The sequence below is a fragment of the Paenibacillus sp. BAC0078 genome, from assembly GCF_054483875.1.
On sequence record NZ_JBTLRW010000008.1, the window covers coordinates 302646 to 320203 of the forward strand.

16 protein-coding genes are annotated in these 17558 nt (G+C 49.4%); 13 read left to right on the top strand and 3 right to left on the bottom strand.

What is annotated here, in order from left to right:
* The first annotated feature begins 57 nt into the window (after positions 1-57).
* Together ACX1DY_RS17420 and ACX1DY_RS17425 are read left to right on the top strand one after the other, a co-directional pair.
* Entirely contained in the window at positions 58-669 is a 612-nt protein-coding gene (locus ACX1DY_RS17420; protein WP_458965455.1) for a DUF2239 family protein, read from the top strand.
* Positions 670-712: 43 nt separating this feature from the next.
* Positions 713-1603, top strand: a complete 891-nt coding sequence (locus tag ACX1DY_RS17425) for an alpha/beta fold hydrolase (RefSeq protein ID WP_458965456.1) — start codon at positions 713-715, stop codon at positions 1601-1603.
* A gap of 128 nt (positions 1604-1731) precedes the next feature.
* Here the strand turns inward: ACX1DY_RS17425 and ACX1DY_RS17430 are convergent, their stop codons facing one another.
* Complete coding sequence (locus ACX1DY_RS17430) at positions 1732-4197, bottom strand: FAD-dependent oxidoreductase (protein WP_458965457.1); 2466 nt, start codon at positions 4195-4197, stop codon at positions 1732-1734.
* A complete protein-coding gene (locus ACX1DY_RS17435; RefSeq protein ID WP_458965458.1) occupies positions 4190-4486 on the bottom strand; it encodes an ArsR/SmtB family transcription factor in 297 nt (98 codons plus the stop codon). The genes ACX1DY_RS17430 and ACX1DY_RS17435 overlap by 8 nt, the downstream gene beginning before the upstream one ends.
* Positions 4487-4682: 196 nt before the next feature.
* Here ACX1DY_RS17435 and ACX1DY_RS17440 point away from each other — a divergent pair, with 196 nt between their 5' ends.
* The 11 genes from ACX1DY_RS17440 to kdpC all read left to right on the top strand — a co-directional run bounded on the left by ACX1DY_RS17440 (position 4683) and on the right by kdpC (position 16414).
* The gene (locus ACX1DY_RS17440) at positions 4683-5039 is read left to right on the top strand and encodes a rhodanese-like domain-containing protein (protein WP_458965459.1); all 357 of its coding nucleotides are present in this window, start codon (positions 4683-4685) and stop codon (positions 5037-5039) included.
* Between the two features lie 68 nt (positions 5040-5107).
* On the top strand, positions 5108-5929 hold the full coding sequence (locus tag ACX1DY_RS17445) for a methyl-accepting chemotaxis protein (protein ID WP_458965460.1): 822 nt from the start codon (positions 5108-5110) through the stop codon (positions 5927-5929).
* 99 nt (positions 5930-6028) lie between these two features.
* Positions 6029-6931 (top strand): DUF1835 domain-containing protein, encoded by a 903-nt coding sequence (locus ACX1DY_RS17450; protein ID WP_458965461.1) that lies wholly within the window; start codon positions 6029-6031, stop codon positions 6929-6931.
* A gap of 135 nt (positions 6932-7066) precedes the next feature.
* Positions 7067-9718, top strand: a complete 2652-nt coding sequence (locus ACX1DY_RS17455) for a DUF4118 domain-containing protein (RefSeq protein WP_458965481.1) — start codon at positions 7067-7069, stop codon at positions 9716-9718.
* Positions 9711-10406: a response regulator gene (locus ACX1DY_RS17460; RefSeq protein ID WP_458965462.1), complete on the top strand. Its 696-nt coding sequence runs from the start codon at positions 9711-9713 to the stop codon at positions 10404-10406. Before ACX1DY_RS17455 ends, ACX1DY_RS17460 begins: the two co-directional genes overlap by 8 nt.
* Positions 10407-10424: 18 nt before the next feature.
* On the top strand, positions 10425-11171 hold the full coding sequence (gene map / locus ACX1DY_RS17465) for a type I methionyl aminopeptidase (RefSeq protein ID WP_458965463.1): 747 nt from the start codon (positions 10425-10427) through the stop codon (positions 11169-11171).
* 218 nt (positions 11172-11389) lie between these two features.
* Positions 11390-11563: a hypothetical protein gene (locus ACX1DY_RS17470; protein WP_458965464.1), complete on the top strand. Its 174-nt coding sequence runs from the start codon at positions 11390-11392 to the stop codon at positions 11561-11563.
* A gap of 362 nt (positions 11564-11925) precedes the next feature.
* The gene (gene kdpF, locus ACX1DY_RS17475; RefSeq protein WP_458965482.1) at positions 11926-12003 is read left to right on the top strand and encodes a K(+)-transporting ATPase subunit F; all 78 of its coding nucleotides are present in this window, start codon (positions 11926-11928) and stop codon (positions 12001-12003) included.
* 30 nt (positions 12004-12033) lie between these two features.
* Positions 12034-13710, top strand: coding sequence for a potassium-transporting ATPase subunit KdpA (gene kdpA / locus ACX1DY_RS17480; protein WP_458965465.1), 1677 nt, complete (start codon positions 12034-12036; stop codon positions 13708-13710).
* Between the two features lie 16 nt (positions 13711-13726).
* Positions 13727-15754: a potassium-transporting ATPase subunit KdpB gene (gene kdpB, locus ACX1DY_RS17485; protein WP_458965466.1), complete on the top strand. Its 2028-nt coding sequence runs from the start codon at positions 13727-13729 to the stop codon at positions 15752-15754.
* 39 nt (positions 15755-15793) lie between these two features.
* Positions 15794-16414, top strand: a complete 621-nt coding sequence (gene kdpC, locus ACX1DY_RS17490; RefSeq protein WP_458965467.1) for a potassium-transporting ATPase subunit KdpC — start codon at positions 15794-15796, stop codon at positions 16412-16414.
* A gap of 195 nt (positions 16415-16609) precedes the next feature.
* On the opposite strand, the gene ACX1DY_RS17495 is transcribed toward kdpC, so the two are convergent.
* The coding region (locus ACX1DY_RS17495; protein WP_458965468.1) for a transposase at positions 16610-17558 on the bottom strand (949 nt) is incomplete at its 5' end.

A 17558-nucleotide genomic window follows, 5' to 3' on the forward strand; every position in this document is an offset into this window, starting at 1 on the left:
TTGATTTTTGTTTTTACCCGGGTATAATTAGTGAGGTATTCAGAGGAGGAGGTCAGCATGAGAAATGAACTAACGAGCTTTTACTACACGGCATTTTTGGGTGTGGGAGTCGTCGCCCGTGGTTCGTTACAGCACGTTGTTTCTACAGTGAAGGATACTCTGGATGAGAGAGACCTCACACAGCTGCTTATTTTTGACGATTCCACGGGGAAGCCAATAGATGTTGATTTTCGTGGGAAGACAGATGATGTGCTCGAACGATTAGGAGAACAGTTTGGTGACTTTCCCGCTACGGAAGTGAATGACCAGCCTACACGGCGGGTAGGTCGACCTAAGCTGGGGGTTGTATCCGGTGAGGTTACGTTGTTGCCGCGACATTGGGAATGGCTCAAGAGTCAACCTGGAGGAGCGTCGGTAACATTACGAAAACTCATTGATGAGGCTCGCCGTGCTGGAGAAAAACAGAGCAGTATCCGAGAATCACAAGAAGCAACATATAACTTTATGACAGCTACGGCCGGGAACTTCCCTCAATACGAAGAAGCTTTGCGGGCACTGTATGCAGGTGATTTGGAGCGTTTTTACCACTTCATCGATGATTGGGCACCTGATATCAGAAACCATGTCAAAAGATTAGCCGCAAATGCATTCCCTGAAGAGGGCTTATAAAAGAAAGCGAAGATTCACAAATTAATTGAAGGAGAACATGATCATGAATATTCTGAAAGTCAACGGTGTTGAGTTGGCCTATGATAGTTTCGGTAACGAAAATGACGAGGCTATTATCCTAATCGCCGGGCTTGGAACCCAGATGATCCGGTGGACGGTTCCGTTTTGCGAAATATTGGCAGCGCGTGGCTTTCGGGTGATCCGCTTTGACAATCGCGATGTAGGTTGCTCGACACACTTTAGCCATTATCGGACGCTGGATTTTGACGCACTAGCGACTGCTCTCATGTCGGGACAGCGACCGGACATCCCTTACACTCTTGATGACATGGCAGGCGACGCTATCGGACTGCTCGACGCCCTTTCCATTGACCGGGCACATTTCGTAGGCAGATCAATGGGCGGAATGATCGCCCAGATTGCAGCCAGTGAGTACCCTAAGCGGGTGTTATCCCTCACCTCCATTATGTCTAGTTCCGGTAATCCCGCCCTTCCGCAAGCTTCCCAGGAAGTCATGGCGATGATGACTAAACCGGCGCCGAATCCCTTTGAGGATGAAGCCGGATTTTTGGCGCACAGCCTCACTTTTGCCAAACGCATCGCTGGCACCGGCTTTCCGTTTGAAGAAGACGCTTATCGTGCGCTCATTCTGGAAGAAGTTCAGAGAGCCTACGATCCAGGCACTGTAGGACGACAAATTGCTGCGATTGCTGTCTCCGGTGACCGTCGTCCGCGGCTGGGGACCATAAAAGTACCAGTTCTTGTCATTCATGGAGTGGACGATCCCCTGTTCGTCCCGGCGTGTGGCGAGGACACGGCTTCTGCCATCCCGGGCGCCGAGCTAATGTTGGTTGAGGGCATGGGACACGACCAGCCGCATCAACTGTACAAAGTAATCGCTGATGGCATAGAGCGAACGGCTCGCCGCAATTGACACGCGCTTCCTGAATAGACAGCCAGCCGGAGTCCCGTGGTGCTAGAGATTCCATTTGAACGTATATGTGGAGATGCTCGAAAAAAAATGCCCCAGAGCCATATTGCCGGCTTTGGGGCACCTATATTTTAGATAAATAAATTATGGCCGGAATGTTCAGCTTGACCGAGATAATAACCTACGCCTCCGAGACCAACACCATCAATAAGCTCTTCATGGCTGATGCCCATGAGATCCATGGACATTTGGCAGGCGACAATCTCAACACCTTGGTCGATAGCTGATTGAATTAATGCCTCTAATGATAAAACGTTCTTGCTCTTCATCAGTGAACGGATCATCTGCGAGCCCATGCCCAGCATGTGCATATTGGACAGCTTCAGCTTCCGGCTGCCCCGGGGCATCATCGCGCCGAACATTTTACCCATGAGGTTCTTGTCCACGGCTACCTTCTCATGCTTGCGGATAATATTCAGTCCCCAGAAGGTGAAGAACATCGTTACTTTCTTGCCGCTGGAGGCTGCTCCGTTAGCAATTATGAATGAGGCAATCGCCTTATCCAGGTCCCCGCTGAAAACAACCATCGTACTGCTACTATGAGCTTGAGACTCTAGGGAGTTTGCCGGTTTATCCTCCTCCGGGATGCCTTTGCATAAGTAAGCTTCGATCATACCATTAGGCAGCTTGGTCAGCTTCATCAGCCGATTGCCGGACATTTGCGCCCAAGCCTTAATATCTTCAAAGAAACCGGGATCGGAGGCGGTTACCTTCAAGATCTGTCCGTCCTGCAAACGGTCCATGCTCTGTCTTACCTGAATGAGCGGTCCCGGGCAGCACAATCCGCAAGCGTCCAGAACATCATCGGGTGTTAATTCTGATTGAGAACCGGAAGTTTCTTTAGCTGTTTCAGATGGCGTAGGCGGGGCGGTCAGATTATCTTTTTTGGCGAGAACAGGATTACTCATCAGATAAGTTTTGTAGCCGCCGGTCAGGTTCTTCACCCGCAAGCCATGCTGCTGCAGTATCCGGGATGCCGTATAACCCCGCAAGCCAACCTGGCAGTACACCCAGATCTCTTTGCTTGGATCAAGCTCGGCCAGACGTTCACGCAGATCGTCCACGGGAATGTTGATGGAGCCTTCAATGTGGCCATTCGCATGCTCCAGCTCCGAGCGCACATCCACCAGGAGGGTGTTGCTCTTGTCACGCTGCTTGAGATCTGACGGAACAAAAACCTCGGTCAACCCTGACAATACGTTCTCCGCAGTATAACCCGCCATATTGACAGGGTCCTTCGCGGATGAGTAGGGTGGGGCGTAAGACAGCTCAAGTTCGGTCAAATCTGTAACTGTGCCTCTGAAGCGGATCACCGTCGCAATATCATCAATTCGTTTATCCACTCCGTCATAGCCGACAGCCTGGGCCCCGAGCACCGTTCCTTGTTTATCGAAGAGCAGTTTCAGGGACAAGGGAGTAGCGCCCGGATAATAAGAGGCATGAGAATTAGGGTGAACATGGATAACATGATAGGGAATATTCAGACGCTGCAGCGTTTTTTCGTTGTTGCCGGTAGCAGCTCCTGTCAGGCCGAACACTTTAATGATGGATGTTCCTTGTGAGCCTTTGTAGGTTGTTCCCAGTCCGCATACATTGTCCGCAGCAATCCGGCCTTGTTTGTTCGCCGGACCGGCCAGTGGGATAGCGGTTTTGCTGCCATTAACGAAATCTACGACTTCCACCGCGTCACCAACCGCAAACACATTCTCCAGATTGGTCTCCATGCGTTCATTGACTAAGAGATGCCCACGGGGACCAAACTCCAATCCGCTGTCCTTCAGGAAGGAGGTGTCCGGCGACACCCCGATAGCCATCAAAACCATATCACTCTGAACCGTAGCGCCGCTCGACAGACTAACCTCAATTTGGGTTCCTTTGTCTGCGAATCCTTGCACCAGATCAGAGAGAATAAGGTTCACCCCGTGATCCTCAAGCTCCTTGGCCAGCACTGAAGCCATCTCAGCATCAAAGGGAGCCATGATCTGCGGACCTGCTTCGATCAGCGTTACTTCAAGACCCGCATCCCTGAGATTCTCCGCCATTTCCACCCCGATAAAGCCGCCCCCGATGACAACAACCGAGCGTGTAGCTTCTTCAGTAATCTTGGCTTTGATCCGGTCCGTGTCAGGTATATTCCGCAGCGTGTGAATTTTGGAACTTTCAATACCCGGCAGAGCAGGGCGGATAGGCTTAGCACCCGGGGATAAAATAAGCGCATCATAGCTCTCCTCGTACACGCCTTTGTCCTTGCTCTGAACACGGACCGTCTTGTTCTCAGCATCAATCGAGAGGACTTCACTCTGAATCCGCACATCAATGTTAAAGCGTCTATTCATCGCCTCAGGAGTCTGAACGAGCAGCTTGGAACGGTCCTGGATGGAACCCCCGATATAGTAGGGCAGACCACAGTTGGCAAAAGAAATATAAGGATCACGCTCAAACATCACAATATGTGCCTCTTCGTCCAATCTACGCAGCCGGGCTGCGGCGGAAGCGCCTCCCGCAACTCCGCCGACAATCAGTACTTTTTTACTCATAATCATCTGTTCCTCCCAAAAATAATTGAACTAGCTGTTTGACTTTCTCATTCTTGACCGAATAATTCACCTCAAGGCCGTTTCGCTCAGTCTCAACGATGCCTGCAGCTCTGAGCTTCTGAAGATGCTGGGAAACCGTTGATTGCGGAAGCTCCAGGCATTCTTGCATAAAACTAACGTTGCAGCTCCCTTTTTTCAGCAGGCCTTTAACGATGCATAATCGAACGGGATGAGCCAGAACTTTTAAGATATCAGCCGTTTCGTTATAGGTTTTAAAATTATTGTCCATAGAGCGTAACACCTCATTTCGCCTTTATTGAATCCTAATATCGCAATATTACGATATAAGGATATTAAAATCAAGCTCCTGCACTTAAATCATGATCTCTTGACAGCGGATTTCAAACTGGCTACGATCATATTATACCCATAGGGGTATGTGTAATCAACATTTTTTTGATTTGAATATGAAAGGAGGGCTCTACGTGTTAATTGTTATAATGCTGCTTGTAATATGTGCCTTATGGTTCATACGTTATCTTTGGCCTGTAAATGGTCTGGCCTTCATTGATATGGAGGCAATGGCTAGAAGCGGAGAGGCTTATGGCGCTATGAAAATTCTCGATATAAGGGATGCGGTGGACTACCAGAGCTGCCATATGCCAAGCGCAATTAATATATCCATTGGCCGCTTGCCTTTTGTCTGGAATAAGGAAATTTCACCTATAGAACCTGTTCTTATCATGTCCGATAGCCTGTATAAAAGCAAAAAGGCTGCGCGGCTACTGAAGAAACGTGGCTTTAACCGGCTTTATGCGCTTCGTGGACTGCCCTGTTCATAATTTTCTCCTAAATAAAATCCAAAATGTGTCGATAATAATTATAAATATTCACATTTAGGAGATGCCTTATGGATAATTTGACTGCACTAGTATTGGCCGCGCCTTTTTTTAAACAGATTCATTCACAGGATATTATGGTTGGAATTACGGATAAGGAGATCTTTCATTATTACGCGCCCAGCAAGGTGCTCGACTTCGGGCTGACCAAAGGAAGCCCCATTCCGCCGGATGATCCGTCGCTTGGGAATGCCCTTGCAGGGCGCGCGACGACAAATCGTCTGTCACCTGAATTATATGGGTCCACTGTGATTTCCTCCGCAGTGCCGATTCTCGATGGGGAAGGGGAAGTCATCGGCGCATTTGCGATTGCCTATACCTTGGAGAACGAAGACAAGATGGAGCATCTGACCGAGAGCATCAACCTGATCAGCGGCCAATTGGTCGATATGGTCCAGAACGTGGCTGCCCAGTCCGAAGAGCTGTCGGCTACCACGGCACAAATCCTGGAGAATTCACGAAAGACAGTAGAAGAGTCCACACAGGTAAGCAAAGTGGCCGGCTTCATCCGTGAGATTTCCGAGCAGACGAACTTGCTTGGCCTGAATGCGGCTATTGAAGCGGCCCGCGTCGGTGAGCAGGGGGCAGGCTTCGGTGTAGTGGCAGCAGAGGTCCGCAAGCTGTCGGTCAATACGAAGGAAGCGACCAAGTCCATTGAAGAATCGCTAAGCCTCGTTCAGCGTTCCATTCAACTGATGGAGAAAGAGATCGAAGCCATTGCCGCTTCCTCTCATGAACAGGCCGAGCTTGTCACCGAGTTCAGCGATGTTATTGAACGTCTGAATGAGACCAGCAGCGAGATGACGCGTTTCATTTCATCCATTATTCAATAGAGATTCCATAACGTACCTATAAGCCAACCCCCGGGATGATTTCTTTCCGGGGGTTGGCTTATAATGAGTAGAGCGACTTACGTATTGGGAGGAGATCAAATGAGAAATGGGCTGCAAGAAAAAAGAAATCGCTGGGACCCGGTGCCGCACTGCACTCATGTTCATCTCGTATACGGCGACTCCTTTGCAGGCAGCCTGAAACAGGCACTTCTTGGTCTTGGCTGGGAAGAGACACATAAGCTGATAGTTTTCAGAGAAAACTATTCCATCGGCCCGCTCCTGGAGCTGGACTCTCCTGAAGGCAGACAAGCACGGAGTACCTGGTTCCGTGATAATATCGCCGGTGCTGTGGAAGCTTACTCTGAATTTGAAGAAGATTATAATGAGCTTCAAGGCAGGATAGAGTGCATACCGCAGCAGGCGGAGGTTGTGCTCTGGATAAGCAATAATGCCTGTGAGCAGACGGCCATGCGGCACATGCTCCATCTGCTGCATGGCACAAGCAATGTGCTTGCAGTATATGATGCTTGTGCTGTAGCCCAGGAGCTGTACAATCGGCCGGATGCCTATATAGAGTATCGGCACTCAGGGGAGATTCCGGCAGACAAGCTCTGCGATGCGCTTTTACATATGGATGGGAGCGGGAGACTGGATAATGCCCTAGTCCAGCAATTGCAGCGGGAGTGGCAAGCCATCACCGGGCAGGCCGGAGTACTGCGAATCTGGCGTGACGGTGCTGTGGCCCAGGTGCCTGCCGATTATTTTGACAATTATTTGCTGGACAAGCTGGATAAGCTTAAGCCACCCGCCGGCGATAACGGCTTTCTCAAATCAGCCCGGCTGATCGGAGAGGCCATTGCCTACTGTGAGCAATATATCGGTGATGCTTACTTTGAATACCGGCTTAGACAGATGATCTATGACGGAATCCTCGAAATAAAGGGCGTGCCGGCGGCTATGAGATTTTACAGTGTCAGACGCAGAAGGGATTTGGCGAAATAATTCCTTTCTTAATACGATCTTAATGTGATCTTAATGCTACGGCCAAAGTTGTAACACTATGCTGATTTTTCCCGTGATATACTAGCGCTAAAACTCAGAAAGGGGGGGATATTCCTGCTTCATCGGACTTCAGACATACCTGCGGAGAAAAAAAGCGGACGGCTTAAAATATTTTTCGGCTATGCGGCGGGTGCCGGCAAAACCTGCGCCATGCTGAATGCCGCACAGGAGGAGCAAAAGAACGGGAGCGATGTGGTCGCAGGTTTTATAGAGTCCCATGAAAGGCCGGAAACGGCAGTTCTTACAGAGGGGCTGGAGCTGATTCCGCCACTGGAAATCCCCCTTAACGGTGCTGTTATCCAAGAATTTGATCTGGATCGTGCGATTCGCCGGAGACCGGAGCTGATCTTGTTGGATGATCTCGCCCATTCCAATGCTGCCGGCTGCCGGCACAAAAAAAGATATCAGGATATTGAGGAGCTTCTCCGGGCGGGAATTCACGTATATACCACCATTAATGTTCAGCATATTGAAAGCTTGAATGATGTTATCGCCGCTATTACCGGCAGCTCTGTGCATGAACGTATTCCTGACAGCGTATTCGAAAGCGCCGAGCAGATTGAACTGGTCGATATTGAACCTGATGATCTGATAGAGCGCTTGAACAAAGGGAAGATTTATCAGGATGAACCGGCTCAGAACGGGCATGCCCATTTGTTCAGCAAAGAAAAACTGATCGCCCTGCGTGAGATCGCGCTGCGTTACACGGCGAAGCAGTTGAACCGGATCGCGCTGCAAATTAGTGCAGAGGAGCAAAATAACGAGTACTATACGAAAGACCATATCTTAGTGTGCCTGTCTTCGGCTGCAACCAACAAAAAGGTTATTCGCACTGCTGCGAGAATGGCCGATGCGTTCCACGGGAATTTCACAGCACTCTACGTGGAAACACCGGAGAACAAGCATCTGACCCAAAAAAACAAGACAGAGCTGAGGGCGAACCTTAGGCTGGCCGAGCAGCTCGGGGCACAGCTTGCAACGGTTTATGGGGAGGATATCCCGGGGCAGATAGCCGAATACGCCAGAACCAGCCGGGTTTCGAAAATCGTCATGGGACGTTCCCATAACAACAAAAAAAGATGGTTTGCCAAACCAAATGTAGTGGATCGGCTGACTGCCTCTTCGCCGAATATTGATTTTTATATCATCCCTGACACTCAGCCATCTTTCTACAAATGGTTCCCCCAGTATAGAAAATCCCCAAATTTCTCATTGGTGGACACAGTCAACACCGTGGGAATATTGGCTGGCTGCACCTTAATCGGACTCTGGTTCCAATTTCTGGGTTTTCGGGAAGCGAACATTATCACGGTGTATATTCTGGGTGTTCTGCTGAGTGCTATTATTACCAAGGGCAGGATATATAGCGCGATAACTTCGGTATTAAGCGTGCTTGTCTTCAATTATTTTTTTACTGAGCCTTACTATTCACTGACCGCCTATGATCCGGGTTATCCGGTTACCTTTTTGGTTATGCTGTCAGCTTCCTTCATTTCAAGTACTCTAACCATGCGTGTAAAAGAACAGGCCCGCCAATCCGCGCAAAAGGCCTACCGCACAGAGGTACTATTAGAAACAAGCCGTAAGCTGCAGCAGGCGAAAGACACACCCGCAATCATTAACGAAACGGCGCATCAAATGGTGAAGCTGCTGGACAGAACGGTTATTTTTTATCCGGTAGGGGAGAATTCCTTGGCTGAGCCAGTGATTTTTGCAAAAGAAGAATCGGCTGTTGATCCGCAGATTTACACGGAAGATAATGAACGTGCGGTTGCTGACTGGGTATACAAGAACAACAAGCGCGCCGGAGCGACAACGGACACCTTCTCAGCCGCCAGTTGCTTGTACCATGCGGTACGGGGAGGCGATTCTGTTTTTGCGGTAGCGGCCATTGTTATGGAGCAGGAAGACCCTCTGGGGATTTTTGAGAAAAGCCTCATGTTTGCCATGCTGGGAGAATGTGCGTTGGCGCTGGAGAAGGAGCACCTGAACGAGAAGCAAAAAGAAATATCCATGCAGATTCAACAGGAGCAGCTTCGCGCTAACCTGCTTCGGGGCATTTCCCATGATTTACGTACCCCGCTGACCAGCATCTCCGGGAATGCGGGAATTCTCATCGGAAACTCCAAAGTGCTGAGTGAGGAGCAGAAGCAAGGACTATACACGGATATTTATGACGAATCCATGTGGCTCAATAATCTGGTTGAGAACCTGCTGTCGATAACCCGTATTGATAACGGCACATTAAATCTGAATTTACAGCCGGAGCTGCTCGAGGAGGTCATTGCGGAAGCGCTGCTTCACATCAACCGCGACAGTAAGGACCATCATATCAAATCTGTGGTGAATGACGAGCTGATCATGGCAAAAATGGACTCCCGGCTCATCGTTCAGGTGCTCATCAACATTGTGGACAATGCAATAAAATATACGCAATATGGCTCGCATATCACGGTCTCGGCGCGGCGTGAAGAGGATCTAGTGGTAGTGCTTGTGGCCGATGACGGACCCGGTGTCTCTGATGAGGCCAAGGCGAAACTGTTCGACATGTTCTATACGGCTGACAATATCCGTGGGGATGGCCGGAGGGGCTTGGGTCTTGGGCTTGCTTTGTGCAAATCCATTATTATTGCCCACGGCGGCACTATTGAGGTACATGATAATTTCCCGCAAGGTACAGTATTCCGCTTTACCCTGCAGGCTGAGGAGGTGAGTGTGCATGAATAAGCCTTTGATCCTTGTTGTAGAGGATGACAAACCGATCCGCAAGCTGATTACTACCACTCTGGAGACACAGGGCTATAAATATCACACGGCTGAAACGGGGGCTGCTTCGATTCTGGAGGCAGCCTCCAGACAGCCGGACATTATGATTCTGGATTTGGGGCTTCCCGATATGGACGGCGTGGATATCATTACCAAAGTCCGGTCTTGGTCGAATATCCCAATTATTGTAGTCAGCGCACGCAGTGAGGACCGGGATAAAATTGATGCGCTGGATGCAGGTGCGGACGATTATCTGACCAAGCCCTTTAGCGTGGAAGAGCTGCTGGCCAGGCTAAGGGTGAGCTTGCGGCGCATCCGTAATGACACGGATAAGCTGCAGAAGGATGCCTCCATATTTACCAATGACAGCCTGAAAATTGATTATGCAGCAGGCTGCGTATGGCTGGATGCGGAAGAGATTCATCTGACTCCCATTGAGTATAAGCTGTTATGCCTGCTTGCAAAGAATGTGGGCAAGGTGCTGACGCATAATTATATCCTGCATGAAATCTGGGGCACGCATACCTATGACATTCCAGCGCTGCGCGTTTTTATGGCAACCTTGAGAAAAAAAATTGAAAAAACACCTTCGCAGCCAAAGTACATCCAGACGCATATTGGCGTGGGTTATCGGATGCTTCAGGTGTAGGAATATGGGGGAGCTTGTATGACAATAGGATCACAAGACGATATTGATGGCCTGAAGGAAATTGGCAGAATCGTTGCAATGACGATAAATGAAATGAAAAGTCACGCGCGCGCCGGAATTACGACCAAGGAATTAGATGAAATTGGAGGACAGTTTTTGAAAAGGCACGGGGCTGTGCCTGCACCTAAAGCAACCTACAATTTTCCCGGCAACACCTGTATTAGTGTTAATCATGAAATTGCCCACGGAATACCGGGAAACCGGATCATTCAACCGGGCGATTTAGTAAATATTGATGTTTCGGCTGAATTGGGCGGCTATTATGCAGACTCGGGACATTCTTTTCCGATAGCTCCATACGAGCCGTCATTAATGCGTCTGTGCCAATACACACACGACACGATGATGAAAGTAATCTCATCGCTTAAAGCTGGAGTAAAATTGAACGAAGTCGGAAGGATCATTGAAAGCGAGGCTGAAAAAGGCGGCTATACTGTCATTGAGAATCTATGCAGCCACGGTGTCGGGAGGTCACTGCATGAATCCCCAAGCGAGATTTTGCCGGTATATAACAAGCACGATAAACGTAGATTGAAAGAGGGGATGGTCATTACAATCGAGCCCTTTTTATCTACAGGTGCAAGGTATGCCGATGAGCAAGGGGACGGATGGACGTTATGTGTACCGGACAACAGCTTTGTGGCACAGCATGAGCACACCATTATCATTACAAAGGATCAGCCGATTATCTTGACTGCAGTATAGATCATCAAATGAAGAATTCGTGTTAACGAAGCGCGCAGGTTCAATAAAAATAAAACAGCGGCAGTCCAGGACTTTTTTTCTCGTCCTTGGCTGTCGCTGTTTAAATTTCCAGGTCTTTATGCAATCTTTATCCGCTCATAGAAACCCTAACCCTGAACTAATGGCGGGAGTGATACGCTATATCCGTAACCAAGAATAAGGGAGAAGGAGTCTTTTTTATGAATGAAATTTTGAAAAATACCGGTCTTGTATCGCTCATGCTGGTGCTGCTGTATAGCATTAAAAAAATATTCGACTATTGCGATTTGCGTAGCACTGACAGCTATGAGGATGAGAACGTCAATAAAGCGGCTGAAGAATTTGTCCGGGAAATCTCCCGCAAGGGCAAGTAGAAACGGCTAGCCGTCCATAAAAGGACGGTATCCGTTTCAGCGAGAAATATAAGGATAATTTATAGTGTGAAACATATAAATTCTTATATTTTGAGAAGGCTGATCTATGACAATGTTTCTGGCGTATCTTAATGCAATCTTTATCCGCTCATGAAAACTCTAACCCTGAACTAATGGGAGAAATGTTACGCTAAACCGGAAGAATAAAAGAGTTGGAAAGCAGAAAAAGGTAGAGAGAGGGGAGTGGCAAAGGCGATGCTGGATGTGTATATGGTGGCGGCTTTGGCCGGGTTATTCGTTTTATTTTACACATTTGTACTGTGGTGTGGGAAGGTTGTTGATGATAAAGGAGGAACCGGGCAATGACGGTGGTCATTATAGCAACCTTGTTATTGTTTCTGTATTTGATTTATGCCTTGGTTAATCCCGAGAAATTCTAAGTCAGCTTTTACATTTAAGGAGGAGCATCCGTGGGTATAGTGCAAATCATTGCTGTCATTGCCATACTGCTGCTGCTGGTTAAGCCAGTAGGAACTTATTTATATCATGTATTCTCAAATGAACCGAACCGGACAGACCGGATCTTCGGTGGTTTTGAACGGGGGATATTCAAGCTAAGCGGTCTGAACAACCGCAAGGGAATGTCCTGGAAGAGGTATGCCATCAGCTTTCTGGCAACCAACATCGTACTGGTCGCCTTCAGCTATTTGTTCCTTCGCCTGCAAGGCGCATTGCCGCTTAATCCGAATGGAACCGGCAAGATGGAACAGACGCTTTCGTTCAATACAGTAATCAGCTTCATGACCAACACTAACTTGCAGCATTACAGCGGTGAGACCGGCCTATCGTATTTCTCGCAAATGGCGGTCATCACCATGATGATGTTCACTTCGGCAGCGAGCGGATTTTCTGTAGCCGTGGCCTTCGTGAGAGGCATTACCGGCAGGGACAGCGTGGGGAACTTCTTCGAAGACTTCGTGAAGGCGATCACCCGTGTATTCCTCCCGCTTGCGCTGCTGATTACACTAGTGCTTGTGGCGCTGCAGGTTCCGCAGACACTAAAGCCTACTCTTCAGGTAACAACGCTGGAAGGAGCTTCACAGCAGATCGCAATCGGACCTGTAGCCTCACTCGAATCAATCAAGCATCTGGGAACGAACGGCGGCGGATTTTTCGGGGCGAACTCTGCGCATCCTTTTGAGAACCCGTCGCCGCTGACCAACATCATTGAAATCCTGTCGATGTGGACGCTGCCCGCAGCGTTGCCTTATATGTACGGATTATTCGCCAAAAACAAACGCCAGGGCTGGATGATCTTCAGCGCCATGATAACCTTGTTCGTGCTACTGCTGGGGCTGAACTATTATGCCGAAACCCAGGGGAATCCGGCGATTAATGCGATGGGCATCAATGCTTCGCAGGGCAGTATGGAAGGCAAGGAGGTTCGCTTCGGCATCCCGCAGAGTGCCTTGTTCACCACTGTGACAACTGCGGCGACAACCGGTTCCGTTAACAATATGCATGACACCCTCACACCGCTCGGCGGCATTACTCCGCTGGCCCTGATGATGCTGAACAACGTGTTCGGAGGCAAGGGCGTCGGTCTGGTCAACATGCTGATGTATGCCATTCTGGGGGTCTTCCTCTGCGGGCTTATGGTTGGCAGAACGCCGGAATTCCTGGGACGGAAGATTGAAGCAAGGGAAATGAAGCTGATTGCGATCGCCATTCTGATTCATCCCTTGATTATTCTGGCACCGACTGCCGGAGCCTTCCTGACCGAGCTGGGTAAAGGCGCTATTACTAATCCGGGCTTTCACGGGTTGACACAGGTGTTATATGAATATACCTCCTCTGCCGCTAATAACGGCTCGGGTTTTGAAGGGCTGGCGGACAACACTTCGTTCTGGAATATTACCACCGGGATCGTAATGCTGTTGGGACGGTATGTCTCCATTATTGCGATGCTCGCGGTTGCCGGCTCCATGATCCGCAAGAAGCCGGTTCCTGAAACGATAGGCACCTTCCGCACAGACAACGGCTTGTTTACCGGTATTCTGATCGGTACGGTGCTGATCATCGGCGCGCTGACCTTTCTGCCGGTCGTTGTCCTCGGTCCGATTGCCGAATATTTGACCTTACGTTAGGAAGAGGGAGAACACAATGAGTACTGTACCAAGAAAAAAGCTGCTGACAGGTCCTATCATACAAAGTGCGGTCAAGGACAGCTTCTTGAAGCTGAACCCGATGACCTTAATGAAGAACCCGGTCATGTTCGTTGTTGAGATCGGAACCTTTATTGTTCTGCTAATGGTTCTCGCTCCCGGTTATTTCAATGCCGAGGATTCCATAGGCTTCAATATTACGGTGTTCTTCATCCTGCTGGTTACCGTCCTATTCGCCAACTTCGCGGAAGCGCTGGCTGAAGGCCGGGGGAAAGCGCAGGCCGATACGCTCAAGAAAACGAAACAGGATATTTCCGCGAATAAGCTGGTAGGCGGGGCCATCAAAACTGTTGCCTCTTCTGAGCTGCGCAAGGGCGATATCGTTGTCGTCAGCCAGGGTGAACTGATTCCCGGCGACGGCGAGGTCATTGAAGGACTGGCTTCCGTAGATGAATCAGCGATTACCGGGGAATCAGCTCCCGTTATTAAAGAGGCTGGCGGAGATTTCAACTCGGTCACAGGCGGCACAAGGGTTGTCAGTGATGAGATTAAAGTGCGGATTACAAGTGATCCAGGTGAATCCTTCCTCGACCGGATGATCTCACTCGTCGAAGGAGCCAAACGGCAGAAGACGCCGAATGAAATTGCGCTGAGCACACTTTTAATCAGCTTGACGATTATCTTTCTGATTGTGGTTGTCACTCTGCGTCCGATTGCATCTTATCTGAATGTTGACCTGGAAATCCCGGTTCTGATCGCGCTGCTGGTCTGTCTGATCCCAACGACCATCGGCGGTCTGCTGTCAGCCATCGGTATTGCAGGCATGGACAGGGTGACTCAGTTCAACGTGCTTGCCATGTCAGGAAAAGCGGTTGAGGCCGCTGGTGACATCAATACGATGATCCTCGATAAAACAGGCACAATCACCTACGGCAACCGTATGGCGAGCGAATTTGTTCCTGTGGGCAAGGAAAGTGCAGAAGAACTGGCTGTATGGGCGGCAATCAGCTCCCTGAAGGATGAGACGCCTGAAGGCCGTTCCGTCATTGAACTTGTTAAAAAGCAAGGACACAGCTACGATTCCTCACTGGAAGGACAGTTCATTGAATTCCGCGCCGAAACGCGGATGAGCGGACTGGACTTGAAGGACGGCCGCATGGTGCGTAAAGGAGCTGTAGACTCCATTAAACGTTGGGTATCTTCGCAAGGAGGGCTGATCCCGGACAACCTGGATAAATGCTCTAACGAGATCGCCGGTAAAGGGGGGACCCCGCTTGCCGTGGCAGTAGATAACCGGATTTACGGGCTTATTTATTTGAAGGACACGGTTAAGCCGGGGATGAAGGAACGGTTCGACGAGCTGCGCAAAATGGGTATCAAGACCATTATGTGTACCGGTGACAACCCGCTTACTGCCGCGACAATAGCCGCCGAAGCCGGGGTGGACGGATTTATTGCCGAAAGCACGCCGGAGAATAAAATCGAGGTTATCCGCCGTGAACAGGCCGAGGGCAAGCTGGTAGCTATGACAGGCGACGGCACGAACGATGCGCCCGCACTGGCACAGGCGGATGTGGGTCTTGCGATGAACAGTGGCACATCGGCCGCCAAGGAAGCTGCTAATATGGTCGATCTGGACTCTGACCCGTCCAAGATTATTGAGGTTGTGGCTATCGGTAAGCAGCTCTTGATGACCCGTGGCGCCCTGACGACCTTCAGTATTGCGAATGATATTGCCAAATATTTTGCCATCATTCCCGCGATGTTCACGCTCGCTATTCCGGAGATGAATGTGCTGAACGTAATGGGGCTGGGGTCGCCAAGCTCTGCGATTATCTCGGCGCTGATCTTTAACGCCATTATCATCCCGCTGCTTATTCCGCTGGCGATGAAAGGTGTATCCTATAAGCCAATGAGCTCTACCAAGCTGCTGCGCCGGAATATTTTCATCTATGGGCTGGGAGGAATTCTGGTTCCGTTTGTGGGCATTAAGCTGATTGATCTGCTGGTCAGTATTTGGATTTGACGGATAGACATAAGGGTGAGAGAGAGGATGAAGTTAAGAATGGGAACTATCAATTCAGAACCAGTTGAACAGGAACAGGTGTCAAAAGGTTCTTATTGGATAAGTATAGTTAGGCTAAGCGTAGTGTTCATTGTACTCTGCGGAATTGTATATCCGCTGGCTTCCACAGCCATTGCCCAGGTGCTCATGCCTTCCCAGGCGAACGGCAGCCTGCTGAAGAACAGCGAGGGCCAGGTGGTTGGCTCTGGACTAATTGGACAGAACTTTACGAATCCGGCGTTGTTCCACGGGCGCGTATCCAGCATTGATTACAAGGCAGAGGCTTCGGGGTCGAACAACTATGGACCATCGAATCCTGATATGCTGCAGCGCACACGCGATTCAATCGCCCAGTGGAAGCAGGATAACCCTGATGTTCCTGTGAATCAACTGCCGGTTGATCTGGTGACGAATTCAGGCTCGGGTCTGGACCCGGATATCTCCCCGGCCTCCGCCACTGTACAGATTCCCAGAATCAGCAAGCTGACAGGAATTTCGGCGGATAAACTGGAAGCATTAGTGAAGAAATATACCACAGGCCGCGATCTCGGATTATTTGGCGAGGAACGGGTCAATGTGCTGAAGCTGAATATGGCTTTAATGGAAATGTCGGCGAAATAGCCGGCTGTACCCTGTCCGAAGCGGACAGGGTAGTTTTCATTAGAGATTTCAAGCATGAGCGGCGAGAACGCAGGGTAATCGCTTACGGAATGAACCGCGAGATTGGATGAAGTGGAAAAAGGAAACCTAATTTGTGAATTTCACTAACTTTTTGGTGAATAGATGGAAAAAGTCAGACTGTTGGTAAAGTCCATTTTAAGCCGCAAAAATCATGTTGAAATCCAAACGGCGGTCGAAGTAGCGAAAGTTAACGTTTTTCATACACAAATAAAGAGCACGGGTCTCCTTCTGTGCTAAATGTCGGGCTATTTTCTTCAGATTCTGTGCAATAGCCGTCATTAACGCCTGTTCCTGCATCTTGGCTTTGCCGCGCATTCGGCATCGACGGTACCCATGCAGATTTTTGGCATCAGCAAAGCTACGCTCAATGGTTTGAGCGCGGTAATTGTATATCTTTTCGCCTTCCGGACTTTTCTTGTTTTGCTGTACTCTTTCTTTGAAGTCCTCCCATACATGCCGCTGAATCATACGCTGGTGCTTGGGATTTTCGGTGCATTGAGTCACTTTCGGACAAATCGCGCAGTGTGCCTTGGGCGAAATATACTCGTCATAGCCTTGTCGGTTCGTCGTTCGGTACGTGAGCTGTTGTCTTAATGGACATACATATACATCCTTTTCCGCATCATAGGTGAATTCTTCTTTCGCAAGAAATCCGGGCTTACTCGGTGGTTTTCGCTCGGCAATCACACTCATCCAAGGCATCGTTTCCTTGCAAATATGAGGTACCATGTATCCAGAATCCAGGGCTATGGCTTCAAGGGTGTCTCGAAAACCAAAGGTCTCCAGCTGCCGGTTTAAGCGCTCCATGTACACGGTGGAGTCATTAACATTGCCTGGCGTCACGTACACATCGGTAATCATATTGTATTTGTGGTCAACGGTCCGGTGGTCTAAGTAAAAGAACCCTTCCGGTTTATTCTTACGACTCATGTAGCCGCTCTCCGGATCGGTCAGGCTCACTTTCAGTTTTTTCGTTTCCGCCTCCTCTTTCGACAGAGGAGGTAGCGGCTTTTTTCCGTGAGAGACACGGCTGTCGGTGACGGCTTGCTCCAACTCTTGAAGATAGGCTTGGGGTGTCTCATTC